Source organism: Novosphingobium aerophilum (assembly GCF_014230305.1).
GTDB lineage: Bacteria > Pseudomonadota > Alphaproteobacteria > Sphingomonadales > Sphingomonadaceae > Novosphingobium > Novosphingobium aerophilum.
In genome coordinates, this window is sequence record NZ_JACLAU010000049.1 from 1 (window position 1) to 20714 (window position 20714).

17 protein-coding genes are annotated in these 20714 nt (G+C 59.6%); 14 read left to right on the forward strand and 3 right to left on the reverse strand.

Features of this window, described 5'->3' with window-relative positions; genetic code table 11:
- The 5 genes from H7F49_RS19375 to H7F49_RS17395 form a co-directional block, all read left to right on the forward strand.
- On the forward strand, positions 1-241 hold a 241-nt coding region (locus tag H7F49_RS19375; protein ID WP_214647886.1), incomplete at its 5' end, for a hypothetical protein.
- 149 nt (positions 242-390) lie between these two features.
- Positions 391-2799, forward strand: coding sequence for a TonB-dependent receptor (locus tag H7F49_RS17380; protein WP_185684837.1), 2409 nt, complete (start codon positions 391-393; stop codon positions 2797-2799).
- A gap of 11 nt (positions 2800-2810) precedes the next feature.
- Complete coding sequence (locus H7F49_RS17385; protein ID WP_185684838.1) at positions 2811-4133, forward strand: NAD(P)/FAD-dependent oxidoreductase; 1323 nt, start codon at positions 2811-2813, stop codon at positions 4131-4133.
- A gap of 12 nt (positions 4134-4145) precedes the next feature.
- Complete coding sequence (locus tag H7F49_RS17390) at positions 4146-5372, forward strand: NAD(P)/FAD-dependent oxidoreductase (RefSeq protein ID WP_185684839.1); 1227 nt, start codon at positions 4146-4148, stop codon at positions 5370-5372.
- 65 nt (positions 5373-5437) lie between these two features.
- Entirely contained in the window at positions 5438-6421 is a 984-nt protein-coding gene (locus H7F49_RS17395) for a DODA-type extradiol aromatic ring-opening family dioxygenase (RefSeq protein WP_185684840.1), read from the forward strand.
- A gap of 71 nt (positions 6422-6492) precedes the next feature.
- On the opposite strand, the gene H7F49_RS17400 is transcribed toward H7F49_RS17395, so the two are convergent.
- Positions 6493-6813, reverse strand: coding sequence for a non-heme iron oxygenase ferredoxin subunit (locus H7F49_RS17400; protein ID WP_185684841.1), 321 nt, complete (start codon positions 6811-6813; stop codon positions 6493-6495).
- A gap of 132 nt (positions 6814-6945) precedes the next feature.
- Between H7F49_RS17400 and H7F49_RS17405 the strand changes: the two genes are divergently transcribed.
- The 5 genes from H7F49_RS17405 (at position 6946) to H7F49_RS17425 (ending at position 12103) form a co-directional block, all read left to right on the forward strand.
- Positions 6946-7749 carry an aspartate dehydrogenase gene (locus H7F49_RS17405; protein ID WP_185684842.1) on the forward strand — a complete coding sequence of 268 codons (804 nt, stop codon included), beginning with the start codon at positions 6946-6948 and terminating at the stop codon, positions 7747-7749.
- A gap of 146 nt (positions 7750-7895) precedes the next feature.
- A complete protein-coding gene (locus H7F49_RS17410; protein ID WP_185684843.1) occupies positions 7896-9143 on the forward strand; it encodes an aromatic ring-hydroxylating oxygenase subunit alpha in 1248 nt (415 codons plus the stop codon).
- 31 nt (positions 9144-9174) lie between these two features.
- A complete protein-coding gene (locus H7F49_RS17415) occupies positions 9175-9690 on the forward strand; it encodes an aromatic-ring-hydroxylating dioxygenase subunit beta (protein WP_185684844.1) in 516 nt (171 codons plus the stop codon).
- 72 nt (positions 9691-9762) lie between these two features.
- Positions 9763-10683: an alpha/beta fold hydrolase gene (locus H7F49_RS17420; protein WP_235982298.1), complete on the forward strand. Its 921-nt coding sequence runs from the start codon at positions 9763-9765 to the stop codon at positions 10681-10683.
- A gap of 217 nt (positions 10684-10900) precedes the next feature.
- Positions 10901-12103 (forward strand): MFS transporter, encoded by a 1203-nt coding sequence (locus tag H7F49_RS17425; RefSeq protein ID WP_185684845.1) that lies wholly within the window; start codon positions 10901-10903, stop codon positions 12101-12103.
- A gap of 31 nt (positions 12104-12134) precedes the next feature.
- Here the strand turns inward: H7F49_RS17425 and H7F49_RS17430 are convergent, their stop codons facing one another.
- On the reverse strand, positions 12135-13322 hold the full coding sequence (locus tag H7F49_RS17430) for a multidrug effflux MFS transporter (protein WP_185684846.1): 1188 nt from the start codon (positions 13320-13322) through the stop codon (positions 12135-12137).
- Between the two features lie 299 nt (positions 13323-13621).
- On the opposite strand from H7F49_RS17430, the gene H7F49_RS17435 reads away from it, so the two are divergent.
- The 4 genes from H7F49_RS17435 (at position 13622) to H7F49_RS17450 (ending at position 18861) form a co-directional block, all read left to right on the forward strand.
- Positions 13622-14836, forward strand: a complete 1215-nt coding sequence (locus H7F49_RS17435; RefSeq protein WP_214647887.1) for a Rieske 2Fe-2S domain-containing protein — start codon at positions 13622-13624, stop codon at positions 14834-14836.
- Positions 14837-14997: 161 nt separating this feature from the next.
- Positions 14998-15738, forward strand: a complete 741-nt coding sequence (locus H7F49_RS17440) for a fumarylacetoacetate hydrolase family protein (RefSeq protein ID WP_185684848.1) — start codon at positions 14998-15000, stop codon at positions 15736-15738.
- Positions 15735-17204 carry an NAD-dependent succinate-semialdehyde dehydrogenase gene (locus tag H7F49_RS17445; protein ID WP_185684849.1) on the forward strand — a complete coding sequence of 490 codons (1470 nt, stop codon included), beginning with the start codon at positions 15735-15737 and terminating at the stop codon, positions 17202-17204. Before H7F49_RS17440 ends, H7F49_RS17445 begins: the two co-directional genes overlap by 4 nt.
- Positions 17205-17232: 28 nt before the next feature.
- A complete protein-coding gene (locus H7F49_RS17450; protein ID WP_185684850.1) occupies positions 17233-18861 on the forward strand; it encodes a thiamine pyrophosphate-binding protein in 1629 nt (542 codons plus the stop codon).
- An 8-nt stretch (positions 18862-18869) separates the two neighbouring features.
- Here the strand turns inward: H7F49_RS17450 and H7F49_RS17455 are convergent, their stop codons facing one another.
- Positions 18870-20294, reverse strand: a complete 1425-nt coding sequence (locus H7F49_RS17455) for a tyrosine-type recombinase/integrase (RefSeq protein WP_185684851.1) — start codon at positions 20292-20294, stop codon at positions 18870-18872.
- Positions 20295-20714: the final 420 nt, after the last annotated feature.

The window sequence follows — 20714 nt, forward strand, 5'->3', positions numbered from 1 at the left end:
TGCAAACTCCACCATAACGATGAGCCCGGTGGCCACCAGCGACGCCGCATTCCGGGGTGGGGCATGCCCCACCCCGGAATACACCATCGCCTACACCGGAAATTACACCACGAGCGCGGACGCTAGCCTGCCGCCCGGCAGCTCAGCCCGCCATCAATCGCTGCGACAACCCGGTCCCGAAGATCCTGTGAAAGCGTTCGTGCCATCCATGCTGGCCTCCTGCCACCAGCAGGAAGTCTGAATCACAACGCCGCCGCAAAGGGAATCCCTGTCGATTCAGTTCGTGTGGAAACCGCTCTAGTGGGGCCCAAAAACTGCTTGCCAAGACCCCCCAAGTGTGTTGTCTACCGCGCACGGTATACCGTATTATACAAGCCGGGGAGTCACAAAATGGCGGGAATTGGTCAGGTATTCGCGAGTAGAGAGGGTCGAGCATGGGGTGGCTCGATCAGGCGCTCACGCACCATCCTTTTCTTGGGGGTAGCCCTAGCGGGGATAAGCGGTGAAGCGAGGGCGCAGGCCAATGACCCGCAGAAGGATGAGGCGCAAGTCGGCGAAATTGTTGTTTCGGCAACCCGCCGCGGCGACCAGACAGCTCAGAACATCCCGCTCGCTATCGATGCCTATTCGGCCGAGACACTTTCGCGCTACAACGTGAGCTCGGTTCAGGATCTCACCAAGCTCAACCCTTCGTTAAACGTGGTGGCTCAGGGCGCAACTCAGCAACGCATCATTATCCGAGGCATTTCGTCAGCCGTGGGGTCCACTACCGGCGTCTACTTCGACGAAGCGCCTTTGATCGGGCCGTTTAACGCGGACGTAGGTGGTGATGGGACGCCCGGTCTGCGTATGATCGACATTGACCATGTCGAAGTGCTGAAGGGGCCTCAGGGCACCCTATTCGGCGCCGGGTCGATGTCGGGCACCCTGCGCACTGTTGTGCGCAAGCCCAGTTTGACCGACGCGGAAGGGGCAGTTGATGGAAGCTGGGGCTTTATCGACGGCGGCAACGCCCGTTTCAACGGTTCGGCAGCAGTCAGCGTGCCACTGGTCAACGATCGTCTTGGGATCCGCTTGGTGGGCTGGACCGACCAGGGCGGCGGCTATATCGACAAGCGCTTCGGTAACGGTGGCGTTAAGGAAAATGCCAATGACGTGGATCTATTTGGCGGTCGCGCGATGCTACGCTGGCGCCCAGTTGATAGGCTGACGATCGACCTCGCCGCCAATTTCCAGAACACCACGGTGAATGGTCCGCAGTATGTGACCCCGTCTGTCGGGTTCCAGCCGACACCTACCGGTCTTGGTGCCTATGCCAATTTTGATCCCACCGCAGAAAGCTATCGCGAGAAGTATCAGCTTTATAGCGCCAGCGCCGACCTCGATGTGGGAATTGGCAACATCGTCGCGAGTGGCAGTTATGGACACAAGAAGCTGCTCGACATTATCGATACGTCGGGTCAGATCTGTACCGCTTCGGGCGGGTTTCTGTGTGTTGGATCGTCGTTCGGCTACCCGGGTCTCTATTCGAACGACATCAAGTTCGAAGATTACACCGCCGAATTGCGGTTTGCCTCCAAGTTCAGCGGGCCTCTCCAGCTGGTTGCCGGCGTGTATTACCAGCACGACAAGCGTGACACGCGCGGCGCGGCCATCGCGACCAACGCGGGAACCGGCACAGCGATCTGCAACACCTGGCAAATCTGCCACGATGAAGGCCTGATCCAGCCTGGTTTCGGAAACAACCCGGTCTTGTTCGCGCAGGGCGACGTTTTCAAGACCGATCAGTATGCGGCCTATGCGCAAATCGACTACAAGATTTTGCCTACCGTGACAGCAACCGCTGGCATCCGCTATTTCCGTGCCAAGCTAGACGACCAGCAGACGTCATACCAAATCGTTTTCCCGGACTTCTTCTTCGGTAACGTCACCACCCCCAGCACCAGCGCGCCGCTCAAGGACACGCAAAGCGCGACCACGTACAATTTCGCTCTGTTGTGGAAGCCTGTGCCGACTGTCAGCATTTATGCGCGCGCTGCATCGGGTTTCCGCATAGGTGGCATCAATACCGCTGCAGCTCAGGCTAACCAAGGCGGCACGACCGTCGTGCCGGTGTCCTATCGCCCTGATAGCCTGTGGAACTACGAAGTGGGTGCGAAGGTTGCGTTGTTCGACCGGCGGGTCCTGCTGGATGTGTCCGGTTACCGCATCGACTGGAAAAATCAGCAGCTCAACGCGCTCGCGCTGGGCGCCTACAATTACCAGATCAACGCCGGTCTGACGCGCACCTACGGCGCTGAAGGCAGCATAACGCTGTTGCCGACCTCAGGGCTGAGCTTGGGAGCCAGCATTACATATGTCGACAGCAAGCTGAAGAGCAACTTGCCGGCCGACGTGGTCAATGGCGGCACTCCTGGTCAAAGCGGCGACCGGGTCCCATATGTCCCGCACTGGTCGTTCTCGGCGCGCGGCGAGTACGAGATGCCAGTCTCGGATACGGTCAAAGCTTATGTTCAGAGCGACGTAAGCTACAAGGGGTCGTCCTATACCCAGTTCCGCCCCGTCTCCGCTGCCCAGCTCAGCGCAGGCGTCCCCGAAAATTACTACACTTTGGTGCCTTCATACTGGCTGTGGAACGCCCGGGTGGGCGCACGCGTCGGCGACGTCGACCTGAGCCTTTTCGTAGAAAACATCACGAACAAGTTCGCGGTTGTCGGCGCCAAGCAGGATGTGAATTCGCTTCGGTATTTCACCGCGCGGCCGCGCACCATCGGCCTGAGCGGTTCGCTGAAATTCTGACCAGAACTTGAATGTCAGGCGGCCAGGCGCAGTGTTTTGCCTGGCCGCAACAGCAGCGGGCGAGTGAAATGCCAAAGACCGAGCTAGGCCAAGAGATCAGACTGACACTCGACAGCCGAATTGTCATTATCGGTGCGGGCATCGCGGGCGTGAAGTGCGCCCTTGGCCTGCGCCAGCACGGCCATGTTGGGGCCATTATACTGCTCAACGAAGAGGCATACACCCCCTATGACAGGCCACCGCTTTCCAAGGCGGTGTTGACTGGCGATGCAGATGGCGATGCGATAGCGTTGGTTGCCTCTGGCGAACTCAATGAGGCGCAGATCGAATTGCGCAATGGCGCGCGCTGCGTTGGGATAGACCGCGTCGCCCGCACCGTTTCTTACGGCGAAGAAACGATCGGCTATGACCGTTTGATCCTGGCGACAGGCTCTGTGCCACGCGAATTGCCAGGCCTTGAACCCGGAAAACCCGCGGTCCACTATCTGCGTACACTGGACGATGCTCTGCGTCTTCGGCGCGACCTTCAAGTTGCACAATGCGTGGTGATTGTCGGTGCCGGAGTTATTGGCCTCGAAGCCGCGGCAGCGTGCGCCGACGGTGCGCGTCGCGTCGTGGTGATCGACCCGGCTAGGCGCGTGATGGAACGTGCCGCCTCGCCGCCGCTCAGCGCGCTGCTTGAGAGCCGGCACATCGCGGCAGGAGTCGAACTGCATCTTGGCTCTACCATCTCCGAGGCGGTTCCCGAAGGCGAAGGATGGGCAATCTCGCTGTCCGACGGCACGCAAATTCGCGCGGACCTGGTTATAATCGGGATCGGAGTGCTGCCACGCAGTGAGCTTGCTGTTGAAACCGGATTGGCGGTTGAGCCTACGGGTATCGTGGTTGACGGTAACGGCAGGACTTCAGACCCAAGCATTTTTGCCGCCGGCGAAGTCGCCTTCGGCTTCAACGGACGCCTTGGACGACACGATCGTCAGGAAACTTGGGCACATGCCCTAAACCACGGCGAACATGTGGCGGCTGCTATCATGGGTCAACGCGACAATTATGCCGGCGTCAGCGCCTACTGGACCGACCAGTATGATCTTGCCATTCAGGTCTTCGGCGAATGCACCGGTACGCGAGACATTCAGCGAGGGGATGGCGACAGTTTCCTGATCTATCACCTGCGCGACGACAAGGTTGCCGGTGTGACTTCGGTCAATGCGGCGCGCGACTTGCGGAGGGCCAAGAAGCTGGTTGGCGAGCGCATCGCCGATCCGGCCTTGTTGGCGGAACCGCGGGTGGACCCGATCAGTCTGATCGTGCCAGCCCTGATCGAAGCTGAATGACGAGGAGTGCCTATGACACGCCAACCACAATCGGCGCTGACCGGTTTCAGCGCTTTCGACCGCCGCCGCTTCCTCGCCCTATCCGCCACAGCTGCTGCTGCAACTGCATTGGGCGGGGTAGCTTCGGCGCAAGGCTCACAACGGGGACGACCGCACGTTGCTATCATCGGCGGCGGCGTCATTGGGATGGTCACGGCGTGGCACCTCCTCGCGCGCAAAGTTGGCGTTACGCTGATTGATCCTGCGCCCGGACAAGGGTGCACTCAGGGTTCATTCGCCATGCTGATCGCCACGCAGCCCGGCCGGGATGAAGCTTTCAACACCTTCTACATCAAAGCGATTGCTGAGTGGCACCGCTTCCAACGCGATATTGGACCGCAACTTCCCGTACAGTGGGGCGGCATAGTGAACTGGGCCAAACCCGGAGCGCTTGCCACCGAGCTTGACGCCGCTCGCGTCCGTTTGACCGGTTGGGGCGCCAATGCCGTCGCGCTCGACAGATCCGATATCACAGACCTCTGTCCTGGCACAGTGGTCGGGGAATTTGGTGCTGGGTACTTCCAGCCCGACCAAGGCGCTGTCGACGTAAACCAGTTGATGGCAGTACTCACCGCCCATGTAACACGAGCCGGTTGCCGCTTTGTGCGATCACGTGTGACGGATATTGCCGTCGCGCCATCTGGCACGACGGGACTCATAACCGACGACGGAACGATTGTCGCTGATCAGATCGTTCTGGCCGCCGGTAGTGCCAACGCTGAATTTGCCGCTCGCTTGGGCGCGCATGTTCCACTTGATCTGCCGTCGGGAGTGCTGGCCATAAGCCAGCCCACTAAGCCGTTGCTCCGGCGCATTCTCAATGGGCCACTTGGGTCGATCAAGCAGAACGCCGATGGCCGGATCGTAACCGGTCTGGATTACAAACCGGGCGCAATGGCACAGGACCGAAGCGCGTCTTATGGTCATATGCTGCTCAACACTGCGGCAAGAACGGTGCCCGAATTGCGAGGGATCGCGCTCGACCGCGTTGTCTACGGCGCCGTCCCCATCCCTGCACACGACCAGATGCCGGTAATGGGCAGGCTGCCAGGAAGCCCCTCAGTCTATGTGATCAATGCTATGAGCGGCGTAACCGTCGCGCCATTGCTTGCCCGCATGGCAACAACCGAAATTGTCGGTGGATTGCGGCTCGAGGCGCTGGCTTCCTTCCGGCCCGAAAGGTTTTCAGCCGCGCTTTGACGGCACCGGGAGAAGTGCATCTGAATGCCTTGCAAGCACTGAGATTTCGTAAGGAGTAAAATGAAATGGCCCGGATCGTCCTTGGTATTGGCAGCTCGCACAGTCCCGCCCTGTTGATGGAGCCGCCGGCCTGGTTGGCCCGCGGGCAGACCGACGATCGCGCTTGGAGTCTATATGACGAAGTTGGCGCACGCGTCCGGTACGACGACCTGCTCGCTCGGCACGGTCAAAGTTTGGCACCCGAACTCGCAGACGATGTTTTGGCTGCTCGGCATGCGGCCAACGAAGCAGGGATCGCCGCAATCGCCGCCAAATTGCGCGATGCCGATCCTGACGTGGTGATGATCGTGGGTGATGACCACAAAGAACTCTTCGACGACGACAACTTTCCCTCTTTGTCGGTCTTTTGGGGCGAAAGTCTTCGTTATCGGCCGACTGGTTTCATGAAATGGAAATACGCCGAGGATCTTAAAGCCGAAGTCTGGTACCCTCAGGGCGAACGGGATTACCCGGTTGCTTCCGGCTATGCCGAGCGGCTGATCGGCGACCTCTTGGAACACGGCTTCGATCCGGCGCAGACCAAGTACTTTCGCGACGAACAGTCAATGAGCCATTCGTTCGGTTATATCTTTCACCGGATCATGACTGAAAAGACGTGGCCGGTAATACCGGTCACGATCAACACCTATTACCCACCTAACCAGATTACTCCGCGGCGTGCCTACCAGTTGGGCCGGGCGATCCGCCGGATCGTTGAGGGTTGGCCCGAAGACTTGCGAGTTTGCGTACTGGCGACCGGCGGGTTGAGCCACTTCGTGGTTGACGAGCAGCTGGATCGCCGGTTTATCGAGGTCCTGCGAAACGGAGGGGAAGAAGAGCATGCCGCTCTGCCGCGCGAGTTGCTGCAATCTGGTAATTCGGAGATGCGCTGCTGGTCAGTGGTTGCGGGCGCGACCGAAGGGATGCTCTTCGATCTGATCGATTACGTGCCGTGCTACCGCTCGCTTGCTGGGACCGGGTGCGGGATGGCATTTGCGACCTGGGAATAGGCATTGCAACGGAGCCGAGTTGGCGGAGCGTCGGCCCTTACAGGCTAATGCTCACGCCGACCGCGCCTCAACTAGTCTTGGGGGACAAGACCAAAAACGTTGCCATCTTCAACCGAGACGGCATAAATTTTCAGAGCGATCCGACAAGGCAGAACGGTCGCTTTTCCGGTGCGGATATCGAATGCCCCGTCATGAAGGGGGCAGAAAATCTGCCCATCGACAATTTCGCCAGCGGACAGAGAAACCATGCCGTGCGTGCACAGATCGTCGCTGGCAAAATACTGCCCGTCCATCATGTAGACGGCAAAATCTTCTTCGAATCCGGGGGCGCTGACCTGCCGCACTTCACCTTCAGTCAGTTCGCCGACCCGGCACAACAAAACCTTCTTCATGTCGCCTCGCTAATAGCCTATAGACGGCATACGGTATACTATATATGTGATCGGCTCAAGTTCGATTTTAGCCGCGGCGCCCAAGCGGAGCCGGTGCTGTCGTTTCGGCGCGGCGGGCAAAAGGAGATGCTGATGACCAAGGTTGGAATTGCGGGATTCGGAACGATTGGTGCTGCTGTGGCACGACATCTGCGTGAAGGCCGCAATGGGATGGAGCTGGTCGCTGTTACCAGCGGAACGCGAGCCAAGGCCGAGGCCAAGCTTGCGCAGCTGGACATCGAAGTTCCGGTTGTTGCGGCAGTGCAGCTTGCCGATATGGCAGAAATCATTGTCGAATGCGCTCCAACTGGGGCGTTCATGGAAATCGTGGTGCCCGCGCTGGAGCGCGGTAGGCAGATTGTAACCGTCAGTGCTGCGGCGCTGATCGAGAACATGGCAGTCATCGACATCGCCCGCAGCACGGGGGGGCGAGTCATCATGGCTACGGGCGCATTGCTTGGGCTTGATGCAGTCAGGGCCGCGGCGGTAAGCGAAATCTTCTCGGTAACAATGATAACCCGCAAGCCACCCAAATCGCTGCTCGGCGCGCCTGAAGTTGTCCGGCAGGATATTGACCTTATGAAGCTTACCGAGCCCACGCTGCTGTTCGACGGCAGCGCTCGCGATGGTGCCCGCGGCTTTCCGGCGAACGTCAACGTTGCCGCAGCTTTGGCCCTTGCAGGGATTGGCCCAGATCGCACGCGGTTGCAGATCTGGGCGGACCCATCGCTTGAACGAAATACGCACTTCATCACCGTCGATGCTGATTCCGCGCGCTTCGAACTCAAAATCGAAAACATTCCTTCAGTCGAAAAGCCGGGCACCGGGCGCATCACCGCGCTGTCCATGATTGCGGCATTGGACGGGCTTACGGCGCCGTTGAGGGTCGGTTCGTAAATCCGGACGGGATGTAGCGTGCAGTTCGAGGTTGACGCACGGACTGCTGCGACATAATTTGGCACACAGTATACAATGTGGAATTGAAGAATGCGGTCGTAGGCAGGAAGCGTCTCGACCCTCCCGATCGAAAGGAAGTTTGGCAGATGAATGGCGCACAAGCGGCGGGGGATGTCTGGGACCGCAACGATTTGAAGCTCGACGGCGGGCGCGTCATCGACCGGCGCGTTTATCGAAGCAAGGACATCTACCAGGCAGAGCTCGCTCAGCTCTTCACCAAAACTTGGCAGTGGGTTGGCCATGAATCTGAAGTCCCCGCTTTTGGTGATTACCTGACCGTCCAGTTGGCCGGCCGGCCGATCATCGTGGCGCGCGGCGAGGAAGGTCGCCTTCGGGCCTTCTACAATTCCTGTACCCATCGTGGCGCCATGCTTGCCACAGCAGCCAAAGGGAATTGCGGTGGTTCTTTCACCTGCATGTACCACGCCTGGTCATTCGATACCGCTGGCAAGCTGGAATCGGTCCCCAAGGCAGAGGCTTATGGTGCCGAGTTGAAAAAAGCCTGCTATGATTCGCCTGCTGTCCGATTGGACACCTTTTGCGGCAACATCTTCGTCAACATTGATGGCAAGGCTCCCCCGCTCGACGAATTCCTTGGCGCGTCGAAGCAGCATATCACCGAGGCGACCGAAGGTCAGGAAGTGCTTGGCAGGGTGCGCTGGAAGCTCGAGGGTAACTGGAAACTCTGGCACGACAATTTCCGCGACAACTACCACCCGATGTTCACCCATCAAGTGCTCACATTCCTCTACCAGGGCGTCGAGATCAAAGGGGAGAACCACGACCTCGGGGGTGGACATAGCTATATGAAATTCCCGCCACAGGGGTCGGGCGATTCCTACGCCAAGTTCGTCCAACGCCTGACGGGCCGGGCCTACGCTGGAGCCCCGGCGATGGGGACACCGGATAAGCAGGCCTATCACGTTATCATGGCCGTCTTCCCGAATCTCGATATTCAGTTTGGTGGCGGGAATGGCAGCCCATATAGCTCCTACAGCGTCCTCGAAGTGGTTCGCCCAATCAGCGTTAGCGAGGCAATCATCGAAATCGTCGCCTTCGGGCATGTAGGCGAGCCTGAGGCGGTTCGTCAGGAGCGACTAGAATCGCTGCTTAGCATCCAGACTTCGTCGGGCAAGGTGAGTGCGGACGACACAGAAGCGGCCCGCCGCTGCACGATCGGACTGGGTGCTTCCGAGGCGATGCGGTGGTCGAACATGGGGCGTGGTCAGGCCCCAGGAATGTCTGGGGCTAAAAACGACGAGTACTCACTGCGGGGATTTTACAGCGAGTACAAGAAGTACATGGGCGACATCCTACGGTCCGAGAACAACTGAGGGTTATCCTCGACGAGATTGGAGCCAACATATGATAGAAGTCACCGACAGGTCCGCGATCGAGCCTCAGGCGCGCGCCGACGCTGCATCAGAAGCAGCAATTACTCGCTTGATCCAGCGGGCTGCCCGTTTTTCGGACGAACAACGCTACGTCGAATGGATGGACCTGTTTACAGATGATTGCCGCCATGCACTGATTACGCGGGAAAACCATCGCGAACAGGGACTGTACAACTATGTCGATAAGGGGCGGCTGGCGTTGCAAGAGCGCGTCGCGTACTTGCTCGGTGTATGGCATACGCCGCGTGGTAAGACCACGCACGTGGTTTCGGTGCTAGACATCGAGCCTGCAGTCGAAGGTGCTGGAGCCCGCGTAGTCAGCAACTTCATTATTGCCCGCGCGGCCCCTGCCGAAGACAGCAAGCTCTATGCTAGCGGGCAGTACATTGACCACGTGGTCTGCGATGGCGAACGCTGGCTCATCAAGGAGCGCACGGCCATCATCGACAGTTCCTTTCTTCCTGCCGATTTTGCGGACCTGGTGTGAGCGTGCGATGCGCTGCTCAACAGGTTGAAGGCTGCGATGCCGAAGCCGTTCAACTGCTGCAGGCCAGGCGCAATGACGGGTTGTTTCGCGAACGGCAATAAAGACCAGGGTGACATTCAAATCAAGGGCGGGAAGGCAACAATGTTCGAACGACGCTATGTGCAGGCTGATGGAATTGCGACGCATTACCTTGAGGCAGGTGACGGGCCGACCCTTGTTCTTGTCCACGGCGGCGGCCCCGGGGCCGATGCCGAAGGTAACTGGCAAGATTGCATCGAGCAGTATGCCAAGGTGTTCCACGTCATTGCAGTCGACATGCCTGGGTTCGGCCAAACCGAACGACCGAGCCCGGACGCGTACAACTATGGCCAATCGGGTCGCAACCGGCACCTCATCGCATTCATCGAAGCCATCGCCGGTGGCCGGCCGGTTCACCTGATCGGTAACTCGATGGGCGGTGCGACTTCGCTTGGCGTTGCGATTCATCGTCCCGACTTGGTCGACAAGTTGGTGCTGATGGGGGCCGCCGGGCTCGATATCGCTAATCCCGATAAGGATTCACGTAAGGGGCTGACCGGGTATGATTACACGCTAGAAGGTATGCGGCGGCTGGTCACGACGTTGGCTGGCCCGAATTATGCGATGCCAGAGGCGCTCCTACGGCATCGCTACGAACTGACGATGCTCGCCGGCGCGCGCGAGGCGACCACGGCGATTCACGAGCACACTCTTTTGGACAAGATGACCTATCCGCCGGAACTGATCGCGACGATCCAGGCGCCGACCCTCGTGGTGGGCGGCAAGATAGATAAGATCGCGGTACTTGCCCGAACCTATGGTTATCTCGATCTGATCCCCAATTCGTGGGGTTTCATTCTGCCCCATGTCGCCCATTGGGCGATGATGGAAGCGCCAGTCGAATTTGTAGCGGTTACCACTGCCTTCCTTCGCGACGACATGTTTCTAGCGCCCCAGATCACACCTGCGGCCTGAAGAGGCGGTGACACTTCAGCGCGCAATTCACAGCTTCGGTTTGGCCCTTCGCGCGTGCTGTGCTGACCCCGGCTTCGCTTATGGCATTAACTGAAAAAACCGCTCCGTGATTGGGCGGGCGGAAGCCCGGCGGTCACCAAAAAAAGGACTTCCGGTGCAACGAGACCAACAACTGTCCCGTGTCTTGCCTGCGGAACGTAGACGCCAAGCTTGGCTTATGGTCCTTTGGGCCAGTATTGGGACCAGTTGTTGTGCCATCTCGGTCATTCTGATCAATACCGGCATTTTTATGCGACCGCTGCAGGCGCAATTCGCGTGGAACCGGTCGGAAGTTTCTGCGGCCCTATCGATCGCTGCGCTGGTCCTGGCAATTGCCAATCCAATCATCGGCGGCCTGATCGACCGGTTGGGAACGCGCCTGGTAGTTGCAAGTTCTTTCGGCCTTTACGGCGTGGCGACGCTATTGGCGCCAACCATAATCACAAAGTTCGGGCTGCCCGGGCTCTACGCGAGTTTCGCACTGATCACCTTTTTCGGCGCTGGTTCGACCATCACAGGCTTTATTGGGCTGCTTTCGGGCTGGTTCTCGGATGATCTCCTGCGCTCACGCGGTGTGGCGCTCGGGTGCTGTTCGTCCGGGGTGGTCCTGGGCGCGGCGATCTCCGGTCCCTTGCTGATAACGGTAAACACTCATTTCGGCTGGGAGTATGGCTTCTATGCGCTGGCGCTGCTGCCCCTGGGCATCGGCCTGCCGGTTTCAGCAATGCTGATTCGCGAGGCGCCTTTGGCCCGGACCGAGGCCGAAAGTGGTGCGGCGCTCGATGGCATGACCCTGCGCGAGGCGTCGCGCACCTCGACCTTTTGGCTTTTGCTTGCAATCGTCCTGCTTATTTCGACGACGCTCCAAGGTTTGGCGATTCACGTCGCGCCGTTTCTGTCGGATATAGGTGTAGGTCCCGAAATGCTGGCTTTGGTGGTGATGGTGAACTTTCTGGTGGCGATACCTGCCAGGCTCTTCTCCGGCTTCCTGTTTGACCGCTACTTCGCCCCGCACGTGGCCATCGTCGTGTTTATCATTCCCTTGATTGGCGCGGGGCTGATGGCCACCTATCCAATACTTGGGGTTGCCATTTTGGGCAGTTTCCTGCTGGCGATCGGCCAGGGAGCTGAATCCGATCTTATCGGGTTCCTCGTCAGCCGCTACTTCGGTGTAAGGCATGCCGGGCGGATATTTGGCGCGGTTTACGGGGTGTTCAGCATCGGCATTGCCGCAGGTCCCTATCTGGTCGGCCGCGCTTATGACGCATATTCGAGCTACCGGCTTTCGTTCCTTCTGGCGCTCGTCGGCCTGTTCGTCCTATGTATCCTGCTGGCGTTGCTGCCGCGTTACCGTCAAAGCCATGACGGCTTTGCCAACTAAGAGCGCAGTTTTCATTGGCGCTCGTGCTGAGTTAGAATCGGCAACGCTGAGTGGATCTATCTATATCGCTGTTGAGCCAATGGATCAGCGTGATCGCGAAAAGACTGGTGCCAAGCATGGCATAGGCAAATGGCCGGGCCGTACCATTGTAAGCCTGACCTATTAGGGCGCCCAGCGCCGATGAACCGACCACGCGCACAAAGCTCAACACCGACGAAGCCGATCCTGCCGAACGGGCAAATGGGCCCATCGCCAAGGCATTTGCATTGCCGGTAATGAAACCTTGGCTGAAGAACGCTGCGCCGACCGCCAAGCCAATGAGTTCCAGCGAGGGATGGGCCTGGCTGGCAACGATGATCAATAGAAAGCTGCACGACGCATAGGTAAGAAGGCCCCTGAAGCACACTACGCGAGCACCCGCCCGCTCGACCAGTCGGCTGTTGGCATAATTGCCGGCGCACAAGGCTGAGATAAGCACAGCCAGGATAATCGGGTATTGCCTGGGCTTGGAAAAGGCTTCGGCGATGAGTTGCTGGGAACTGTTGATGAACCCGAACATCGCCCCAAGTAAGAGCGTTTGCACGACGATATAGACCGAGCTTGCTCGGGTGCGGAACACCGATCGCACGTTGGCCCAGATCGCACTGGGCCTGATCGGCTGGCGGTGCGCGGTATCGAGGGTTTCTTCGACCCGCAGCAACGTCCACAGTGCTATGGCAAAGCCGAGCAGCGCCATTGCGACGAAAATCAGGCGCCAGCTGCCCAGCCACAGCAGCCCCTGCCCGACAATCGGGGCAAGTACGGGAACGATCATAAAAACGGTCATCATCAGCGATTGTAGCCGGGCCATGGTGTCGCCATTCGCCCGATCGCGGATCAGCGCCATCGGCAACACCGACAAACCCGCGGCGGAGAAACCAGACACAACCCGAAGCGCGATCATGGCGGTGAAGGACTGCGCAAAGGCGCAGGCAAGAGCTGTCAAACTGTAGGAGGTGAGTGCGACGAGCAGGATAGGACGGCGGCCAAAGCGGTCAGCGAGGCTGCCTGGAATCAGCGCGCCAAGGCCTGCCGAAATCGGAAAGGCCGCGATGATCCACTGGCGATCGTTTTCGGCGATGCCACCAAGGTCGCGTGCCATCAGTCCCAGCGCTGGTAGCATCGCGTCGATGGCAAAGGACTGCAGCGCCATCACCATGCTGACATAAGTAACGAACACGCGGTCGCTGATTACATTCGGGTTGGTCGGGAGTTGGGAGTGCACGGGGCCTCTCGGGAATAAACCGGCGCAGCGACGCGAAGTGCGCCGCGGCGAGCTGTCTGGAAATGGCCAAATTCGTTTGATTTTGAGCCCTTCAAGCACCCCCAACCGCAATTGACAAGTGAATACTGTATGCCGTATTAGATTATGCGGTGGCCGTCAAAGCCGAACGTCTCCAGAGAGGTGCACCCATGTTAAGCGTCGAGGAAAACAGCAAACTTACGCGTGTGGGCCCAGGTACCCCGATGGGGCGCGTCATGCGCAGCTACTGGTTGCCCTTCTTGCTTCCTGAGGAGCTTGAAGCTGTCGACGGCCCGCCAGTTCGCGTTCGCCTATTGGGCGAGGACTTGATCGCGTTTCGCGACAGCACCGGCCGGATCGGCTTGGTCGATGCCTATTGTCCGCATCGCCGTGTCGATCTTTTCTTTGGCCGCAATGAGGAATGCGGTCTGCGTTGCATATACCACGGCTGGAAGTTCGACATCGATGGAAACTGCGTCGATATGCCGGCCGAGCCGGCCAATTCGCCATTGCGGGACGAGGTCAAGATTAAGTCCTACCCGGTGATGGAATGGGGTGGGCTGATCTGGACCTATATGGGAGACAAGGACAAGGCTCCGCCCCGTCCGCCGGAAATTGAGTGGGGCTTGGTCAAGCCGTCGCAGCGCAACATCCAGAAGCGCCTGCAGGAGTCGAACTGGGCCCAGGCGCTCGAGGGTGGCATTGATTCGAGCCATGTCGGTATCCTGCACAGCATCGTCAAGCCGCCGGAGGAAGGGGGGGGGTTCGGCGAGCGGCAGGTTTCAGCAGTGCCTGGTGTTCCCTATCTGGCCAGCGATCGGGCGCCTCGCTTTTTCGTACGCAACTCCGATTGCGGCATGACGATCGGCGCCCGGCGCCACGCATCGGAAAACGAATACTATTGGCGCATTACGCAGTACCTGGCTCCGTTCTACACGATGATCTCGCGCAAGGGCGATACGGGTCCCATTTCAGGCCACGCCTGGGTGCCTATTGATGACGAAAAAACATGGACTTTCACCATGTACTGGGATCCCGATTCAGACTTGCCGGACGAGGAAACCTTCGACGCGCTTGGGGTCAATGTACCGGTTATCCCTGATGGTTCCTATCGACCGATTCATGGCCGCCACGACAATTACGGGATCGACCGCGATATGCAGCGCAACTGCAACACCTCGGGCATCGTCGGAATCGGCCTGCAGGACCAAGCGCTCCAAGAAACCATGGGGGCCATCGTTGATCGATCCAAGGAAATCTTGGGGTCGGGCGACACCGCAATCGTCTTCTTCCGCAAGCTGATGCTGGACCAGGTTTCTCAGGTCGAGGCGGGGGCGGACTTGTCTCTGCCGCAAAAGCCAGAAGCCTATCGGGTGCGTTCTGCTGGCCTAGTCTTGCCGAAGGACGTCGATTTCGTGGTCGGGGCGCGCGAATCCATGATGGTTCGGTAAGCCGCCGGCGGATCGTTCGTCCATGCTGGGCAGCCTGCGCCCGTTTGTGCTGGTGTCGCGCTAAGGATGAAAGGGTGCGGCTCCCCATGCCTAAGGCGATGCCGCTCCGTGTCCACCCCCCCGCCACGCCGATGTAAGCAACCCAGAACAGGATTTACCCCGTGTCCCAGAGTCCATTCGCGATCGCGCCAAGGCCCGTTGTTTCTATTCCGATCACCGCCGAAGAGGTACGGTTTCCGGTCAGCCGCATTTTCTGCGTCGGTCAGAATTATGCCGAGCATGCGCGCGAAATGGGCGGCATGCCCGAACGGGAACCGCCGTTCTTCTTCATGAAGTCTGCAGAGGCGCTCGTGACCGATGGCCAGGCGATGGTCTATCCGCCGCTGACGGCAAATCTGCATTTCGAAGTCGAGCTCGTCGTCGCGCTGAGCAAGGGTGGGTCCAACATTGCCCTGACCGACGCACTTGACCATGTCTTCGGATACGCGGTCGGTCTCGACATGACGCGGCGTGACATGCAGGCCGAAGCGAAAGCCACACGAAGACCGTGGGATCTTAGCAAGAATTTCGCCAACGCAGGCCCGCTCGGACCCATTACGCGCGCGGCGAGCCACCCGGCTTCCAGCGATACCGTCACCCTTGAGGTCGATGGTGTGTTGCGGCAGGCCGGGACCATCGGTGACATGATCTGGTCGGTGCCTGAAATCATTGCCACCCTCTCTCGGTATCAACCACTGGTGGCAGGCGATCTCATCTACACCGGCACTCCGGCGGGTGTCGGACCCGTGGCCATCGGTTCGGAAATGGTTGCCCGTATTGCTGGCCTGCCTGCGCTACACTGTGCGGTGATCGGGCCGCCCGGTGACTTTGAGTCCGGTGCCTTGTGCGTGCTGGAACCATGACAGCAATGGAACTTCCGGCGAAGATATCTAAGCCGCCTGCCGCGCTTATGCATGAGCGGGCCTATGTCGGCGGCGCGTGGGTCGGCGCCGACGATTGCCGGCCAGTAACCAATCCATCGACACGCGAAACACTGGGACACGTTCCGGCACTGACCCGAGACACAGTAACGGCGGCGATTTCGGCGGCTAGTCAGGCTCTGCCTGCCTGGAAGGCCATGTTGGCTCCAGAGCGGGCAGCTATCCTGATGCACTGGCATGATCTGATCTTGTCCAATGCCGATGACCTAGCCGAACTGCTGACGTTTGAGCAGGGCAAGCCCTTTGCCGATGCGCAGGGTGAAATTGCCTATGGGGCTGGCTTCATCAAATGGTTCGCCGCCGAGGCGCAGCGAACCTATGGCGACGTTATTCCCAGCCATCTTCCCAACCGGAAGCTGTTTACACAGCAGGAACCGCTTGGCGTCGTTGCACTGGTCACACCCTGGAATTTCCCCTCGGCCATGCTCACGCGCAAAGCAGGGGCGGCGTTAGCGGCCGGTTGCACCGCGATCTGCGTTCCATCGATGGAGACCCCCTTTTCGGCCTTGGCGCTTGCCGATCTCGCCGAACAGGCGGGCATACCGGCAGGCGTCTTCAATGTGCTTACCGGAGATGCAGGCGTGATTGTCCCGATGCTATGCGAAGAACCAGTTGTGCGCGGCTTGTCGTTCACTGGGTCAACCGAGATCGGTCGGTTGATTGCCCGCACGTGCGGGGCGACGGTCAAACGCTTGTCTTTGGAGCTTGGCGGGCATGCGCCTTTCATCGTCTGCGCCGATGCCGATCCGGAATCGGCGGCGAGAGCAGCGGTCGATGCGAAGTTCCAGACGTCGGGGCAGGACTGCCTCGCCGCCAACCGCATTTTCGTCCACCGTGACATTGTTGAGGATTTCACGCGGCATTTCGTACATCACACGCAATTGCTCAAGGTAGCCGATGGCTTCGAACGCGGCGCGCAGCTCGGACCTCTGATTCACGACCGCGCGGTGGACAAGTGCATGGACCACATCGAGGACGCCGTGTCGAAAGGAGCGCGACTCCTACACGGCGGTGCTCGCATGGATCCCGACAGCCTGTTTTTCGAACCAGCAGTGCTTGCTGATGTAACTGATGCGATGAAGATCTACCGCGAGGAAACATTCGGCCCGGTGGCCGCGATCACGCCCTTCGAGGATGACGCAGCGGTGATCGTCGCCGCCAACGACAGTGAATACGGCCTTGCCGCTTATGTCTTCACCCGTGACCTCTCCCGCGCTGTGCGGATGAGCGAGGCCCTAGAATTCGGCATGGTCGCAATCAACACGGTGAAGTTCACTGGGGCGCCGATCCCCTTCGGAGGCATCAAACAGTCTGGCCTAGGACGCGAAGGTGCCCGTCAGGGCATCGAGGAATTCTTGGAAACCAAATATGTCTGCATGGCAATATGACGCCGCAGACTCGGGAAAGGCGAGTAATATGTCTTCGAAGACCGTAGCTAAAGAAGTTGTCGAGGCATTCCGCGACCTTGGCGTTCGCCATATCTTCGGAGTGCCTAGCGGCGGCTGGGTCGATTATATGGAGGCGCTGCGCGAAACCGACGGAATCGACTTTATCCTGACCACTCACGAGGGCGGAGCGGGGATGATGGCCGAGGTCACCGGCCGGCTGACCGGCGTACCAGGGGTCTGCTTCGGCACTTTCGGTCCTGGCGCGACGAACCTCACAACCGGGGTGGGCGAAGCACTTCTCGATCGATCGCCGATGATCGCCCTGAGCGACGAGATGACGGAGTCGATGCGTGGGCGTGTGACCCAGATGGGCATCGACCACCAGGCATTGTTCGCTCCGCTGACCAAGAAGACTACGCGGCTGCGCGCCGATGCAGTTCGGGCGATTATTACAGACGCGGCCGCCATTGCCACCTCTGGACGCCCGGGACCGGTTCATATCGGTTTGCCGGTGGGTATGTCGGCCGAACCTTCGACCGGGGCGGCGCTCGATCTGTCGGCACCTTGGCAGGCGCCGCCCGCCTCCGCCACAAAGTTAACCGAAGCATCGGCGCTGTTCACCGCGAAACGGCGCCCGATTCTGGCGGTCGGACTTGGCGCGGTCCAGGCACAACTGGCTGAACCGATCCGGCTTCTGGCCGAAAAGTTCGCGCTGCCGGTGGTCCTGACCCCGATGGCTAAGGGTATGCTGCGCGAGGACCATCCCAGCTACGCGGGGGTGCTCTTTCACGCACTGAGCGATCAGGTGGGCCAGACACATGCTCAAGCGGATTGTGTCGTGGCGATCGGCTACGATCCGGTCGAATTCAACCTTGAATCCTGGATGCCGCACGTGCCGCTGATCAACGTCGATGTTGAACCTGTAGACATCGATCATGCGGAATATCCCGACGTTATCGACGTGACCGGCGACATTGCCGGATCGCTGGCGCACCTGGCTGCGCTGGATCTTGGCCCGAAAGACTGGGATCTGGTGGAGCTGGCAGAACGACGCGCAAGTATGTTTCGCCAGCTGCGGCCCGAGAATGCTCTACTTGGCCCTACACAGGTGCTCACGATCCTGCGCGATGTCTTGCCCGACGATGGCATCATGACTTGCGATGTAGGCGCGCATACGCACCTGATCGGTCAGGCTTGGCCAACCCCTGCACCGCGGCTCCAATTGATGACCAATGGTTGGTCGACAATGGGCTTTGGCATACCGGCAGCGATCGCCGCCAAGCTAGCCTTCCCCGAAAAGAAGGTCTGCGCAGTGGTTGGAGACGGCGGTTTTCTGATGACCGCTGGCGAACTGGCCACTGCGGTTCGCTATGACATCGCCTTCGTTACCATAGTCTTGACCGACAACGACCTTGCGCTGATCCGGATCAAGCAGCAGCGCAAGGGCAATCCTATTTATGGCACGCCGGTCCGTTCCAAGGGTACAATCGGGGGCGACAGCATTTTTGGCGTGCCGGTTGTCTCTGTAACGACGGCTGAAGAACTGCGCGCTGCCTTGACTGATGCAATTGCATCAGAGGGTCCCGTGCTGATCGAAGCCATCGTGAGCAGCAAAGAGTATGATGACTTGGTGCTTAAGAAGGATAAGTCTGAATAGTGGTGTCGTTAGTCGCATCTGATACATCCTACTTTGGATGCCTGTTGATCGAGGAGGGCAACGATGGCATCGCGCAGCTTGCGGGCACTGGTGTCGGCCTTGGCGAGCCGCGCCTTGACGGCCTGAAGGAGCTTTTGGTCTTCGATCGTGAGCGGTCCTGTCGGAACGGCATTTGGTAATAGAGCTGCTGCAATCTTCTTGCTGACGCGGTTTGCAGCCTTGCGGGAAGGCTCGTGCTGAATATGGGCGTAGATTGCGGTCGAGCGTGGATTGGAGTGACCGAGGATCGCGCCGGTCAATGCCATGGCTTCACCTGTCGAGATCGCCGTGGAACCGATCGTGTGGCGCAGCGTATGGGGCGTGACGCCTGGCAGCTCCGCCTTCCTGATCGCCCGCGCCCAAGGCGTCTTGGTGCCCTGGAAATGACCCTCGCCGCTGTCGGCCGGGAACACGAACTCGGAATCCTCGGTTCGTTCGATCTGTTTAAGCAAGGTCAGCGCCGCAGCACCCAGCGGGCGCATGGATTGGCCGGTCTTGCTGTCTTCGAGGACCAGCATGCCGTTCTCGAAATCGACCTCGTCCCACTTGAGGCCGGCAATCTCGTTGCGGCGGCAGCCGGTCAACGCCCAGAGCCTGGCGATGTTGATCGCCTTGATGTTGGTTCCATCCCGTTCCAGCTCATCGAGCGCGCTTCCCAGTCGGCTCACCTCCTCCAAGGTCAGGAAGCGGGTCTTCTGACCATCGGTCTTGCGCACCGCAGCGTTTTCGACCGGATTGCGCTCGACGATCTCGCTGCGCTTGGCAAAGCTGAACACGGCCGAGAGGTCGCGGACGACTTTGCGCGAAGCACCCGGTCCGCCCTTGACGATGATGCGCTTGCGCGGGCCGACCTTCTCATTCTTGGCGGTCTTGCCTGCCGCCACGTCGGCAGCGAACCTTTCGATGTCGCCACTCGTTACGTCCTTCGCCCGGCGATTGCCGAGAAGGGGAATGACATGGTGGCGCAGGCGAGCGAGCGTATAGGCCTTGGTCAGCGGCTTCATCGGCTCGCCGATGCGCTTGCCGCGCTGAACCACACAGCCATGGGTCTCGTAGAAGTCGATCAGCGCGGCCATGGTCATTTCGCGCCGCCGCGCGGACAGATCACCTTGAGGATCGGCGCCGGCCGCGACACTGCCCAGGACGGCCTTGGCTTTCCTGCGAGCTTCCTCGGGCGTCAGGGTGCCATAGCGTCCTATCGTTTGGATGCGCTGGGGCGCGTTTCGTCCGCCGCCGCCAACCCGGTACTTGGCGATGAAGGTCTTGATCCCCGAAGGCTCGATCCTGAGGCCAAATCCGCGCAGGTCGCAGTCCCAGATGTGGTATCGCTTGCCAGTTGAATGGGCCGCATCCACTGTGCGCTTGGTGAGCGAGGACTGGCTTTTGACACCCATGGCAATGGAACTCCGAGTTTACCACGCGTATACCACCGTGAAGGCGGTTCGTGGCGTAGACAAACTTGCTGACGGAGCGCGTAAGTGTCAATAATCCAAGGGATTCCGGGGGCTCTGGCGTAGAATTAGAAAGGTGCTTCGAGGCCTTTTGAAATCTTGCCAAGGTTGGGGTCGAGGGTTCGAATCCCTTCGCCCGCTCCAGTCACACTTCCGGTGCTTTGCTTGGAAAACCTGCCTAGGCCCCGGTGAACCGGCGGTTTGCGCCCTGTCGTTGTGCCGGCTTGGTGGCTACCTAGTCGGCCGTGAAGAACGCGCTTTTGACTTTGGGTGGGGATAGGTTGGCCCGGTGATCTGCCCTTGGTTCGTCAGGCAGGGACCATTTTCCGGGGCGCAGCAGGAAGGCAGGCCGTGAGCAGGACG

What these genes read in the sequence shown, in the direction of transcription:
- H7F49_RS17415 (WP_185684844.1), top strand. Translation starts at nt 9,175, where the DNA reads ATGATAGAAGTCACCGACAGGTCCGCGATCGAGCCTCAGGCGCGCGCC.
- H7F49_RS17435 (WP_214647887.1), top strand. Translation starts at nt 13,622, where the DNA reads ATGCGCAGCTACTGGTTGCCCTTCTTGCTTCCTGAGGAGCTTGAAGCT.
- H7F49_RS17395 (WP_185684840.1), top strand. Translation starts at nt 5,438, where the DNA reads ATGGCCCGGATCGTCCTTGGTATTGGCAGCTCGCACAGTCCCGCCCTG.
- H7F49_RS17410 (WP_185684843.1), top strand. Translation starts at nt 7,896, where the DNA reads ATGAATGGCGCACAAGCGGCGGGGGATGTCTGGGACCGCAACGATTTG.
- H7F49_RS17450 (WP_185684850.1), top strand. Translation starts at nt 17,233, where the DNA reads ATGTCTTCGAAGACCGTAGCTAAAGAAGTTGTCGAGGCATTCCGCGAC.
- H7F49_RS17425 (WP_185684845.1), top strand. Translation starts at nt 10,901, where the DNA reads ATGGTCCTTTGGGCCAGTATTGGGACCAGTTGTTGTGCCATCTCGGTC.
- H7F49_RS17445 (WP_185684849.1), top strand. Translation starts at nt 15,735, where the DNA reads ATGACAGCAATGGAACTTCCGGCGAAGATATCTAAGCCGCCTGCCGCG.
- H7F49_RS17400 (WP_185684841.1), bottom strand. Translation starts at nt 6,813, where the DNA reads ATGAAGAAGGTTTTGTTGTGCCGGGTCGGCGAACTGACTGAAGGTGAA.
- H7F49_RS17455 (WP_185684851.1), bottom strand. Translation starts at nt 20,294, where the DNA reads ATGGGTGTCAAAAGCCAGTCCTCGCTCACCAAGCGCACAGTGGATGCG.
- H7F49_RS17390 (WP_185684839.1), top strand. Translation starts at nt 4,146, where the DNA reads ATGACACGCCAACCACAATCGGCGCTGACCGGTTTCAGCGCTTTCGAC.
- H7F49_RS17405 (WP_185684842.1), top strand. Translation starts at nt 6,946, where the DNA reads ATGACCAAGGTTGGAATTGCGGGATTCGGAACGATTGGTGCTGCTGTG.
- H7F49_RS17380 (WP_185684837.1), top strand. Translation starts at nt 391, where the DNA reads ATGGCGGGAATTGGTCAGGTATTCGCGAGTAGAGAGGGTCGAGCATGG.
- H7F49_RS17420 (WP_235982298.1), top strand. Translation starts at nt 9,763, where the DNA reads ATGACGGGTTGTTTCGCGAACGGCAATAAAGACCAGGGTGACATTCAA.
- H7F49_RS17385 (WP_185684838.1), top strand. Translation starts at nt 2,811, where the DNA reads ATGTCAGGCGGCCAGGCGCAGTGTTTTGCCTGGCCGCAACAGCAGCGG.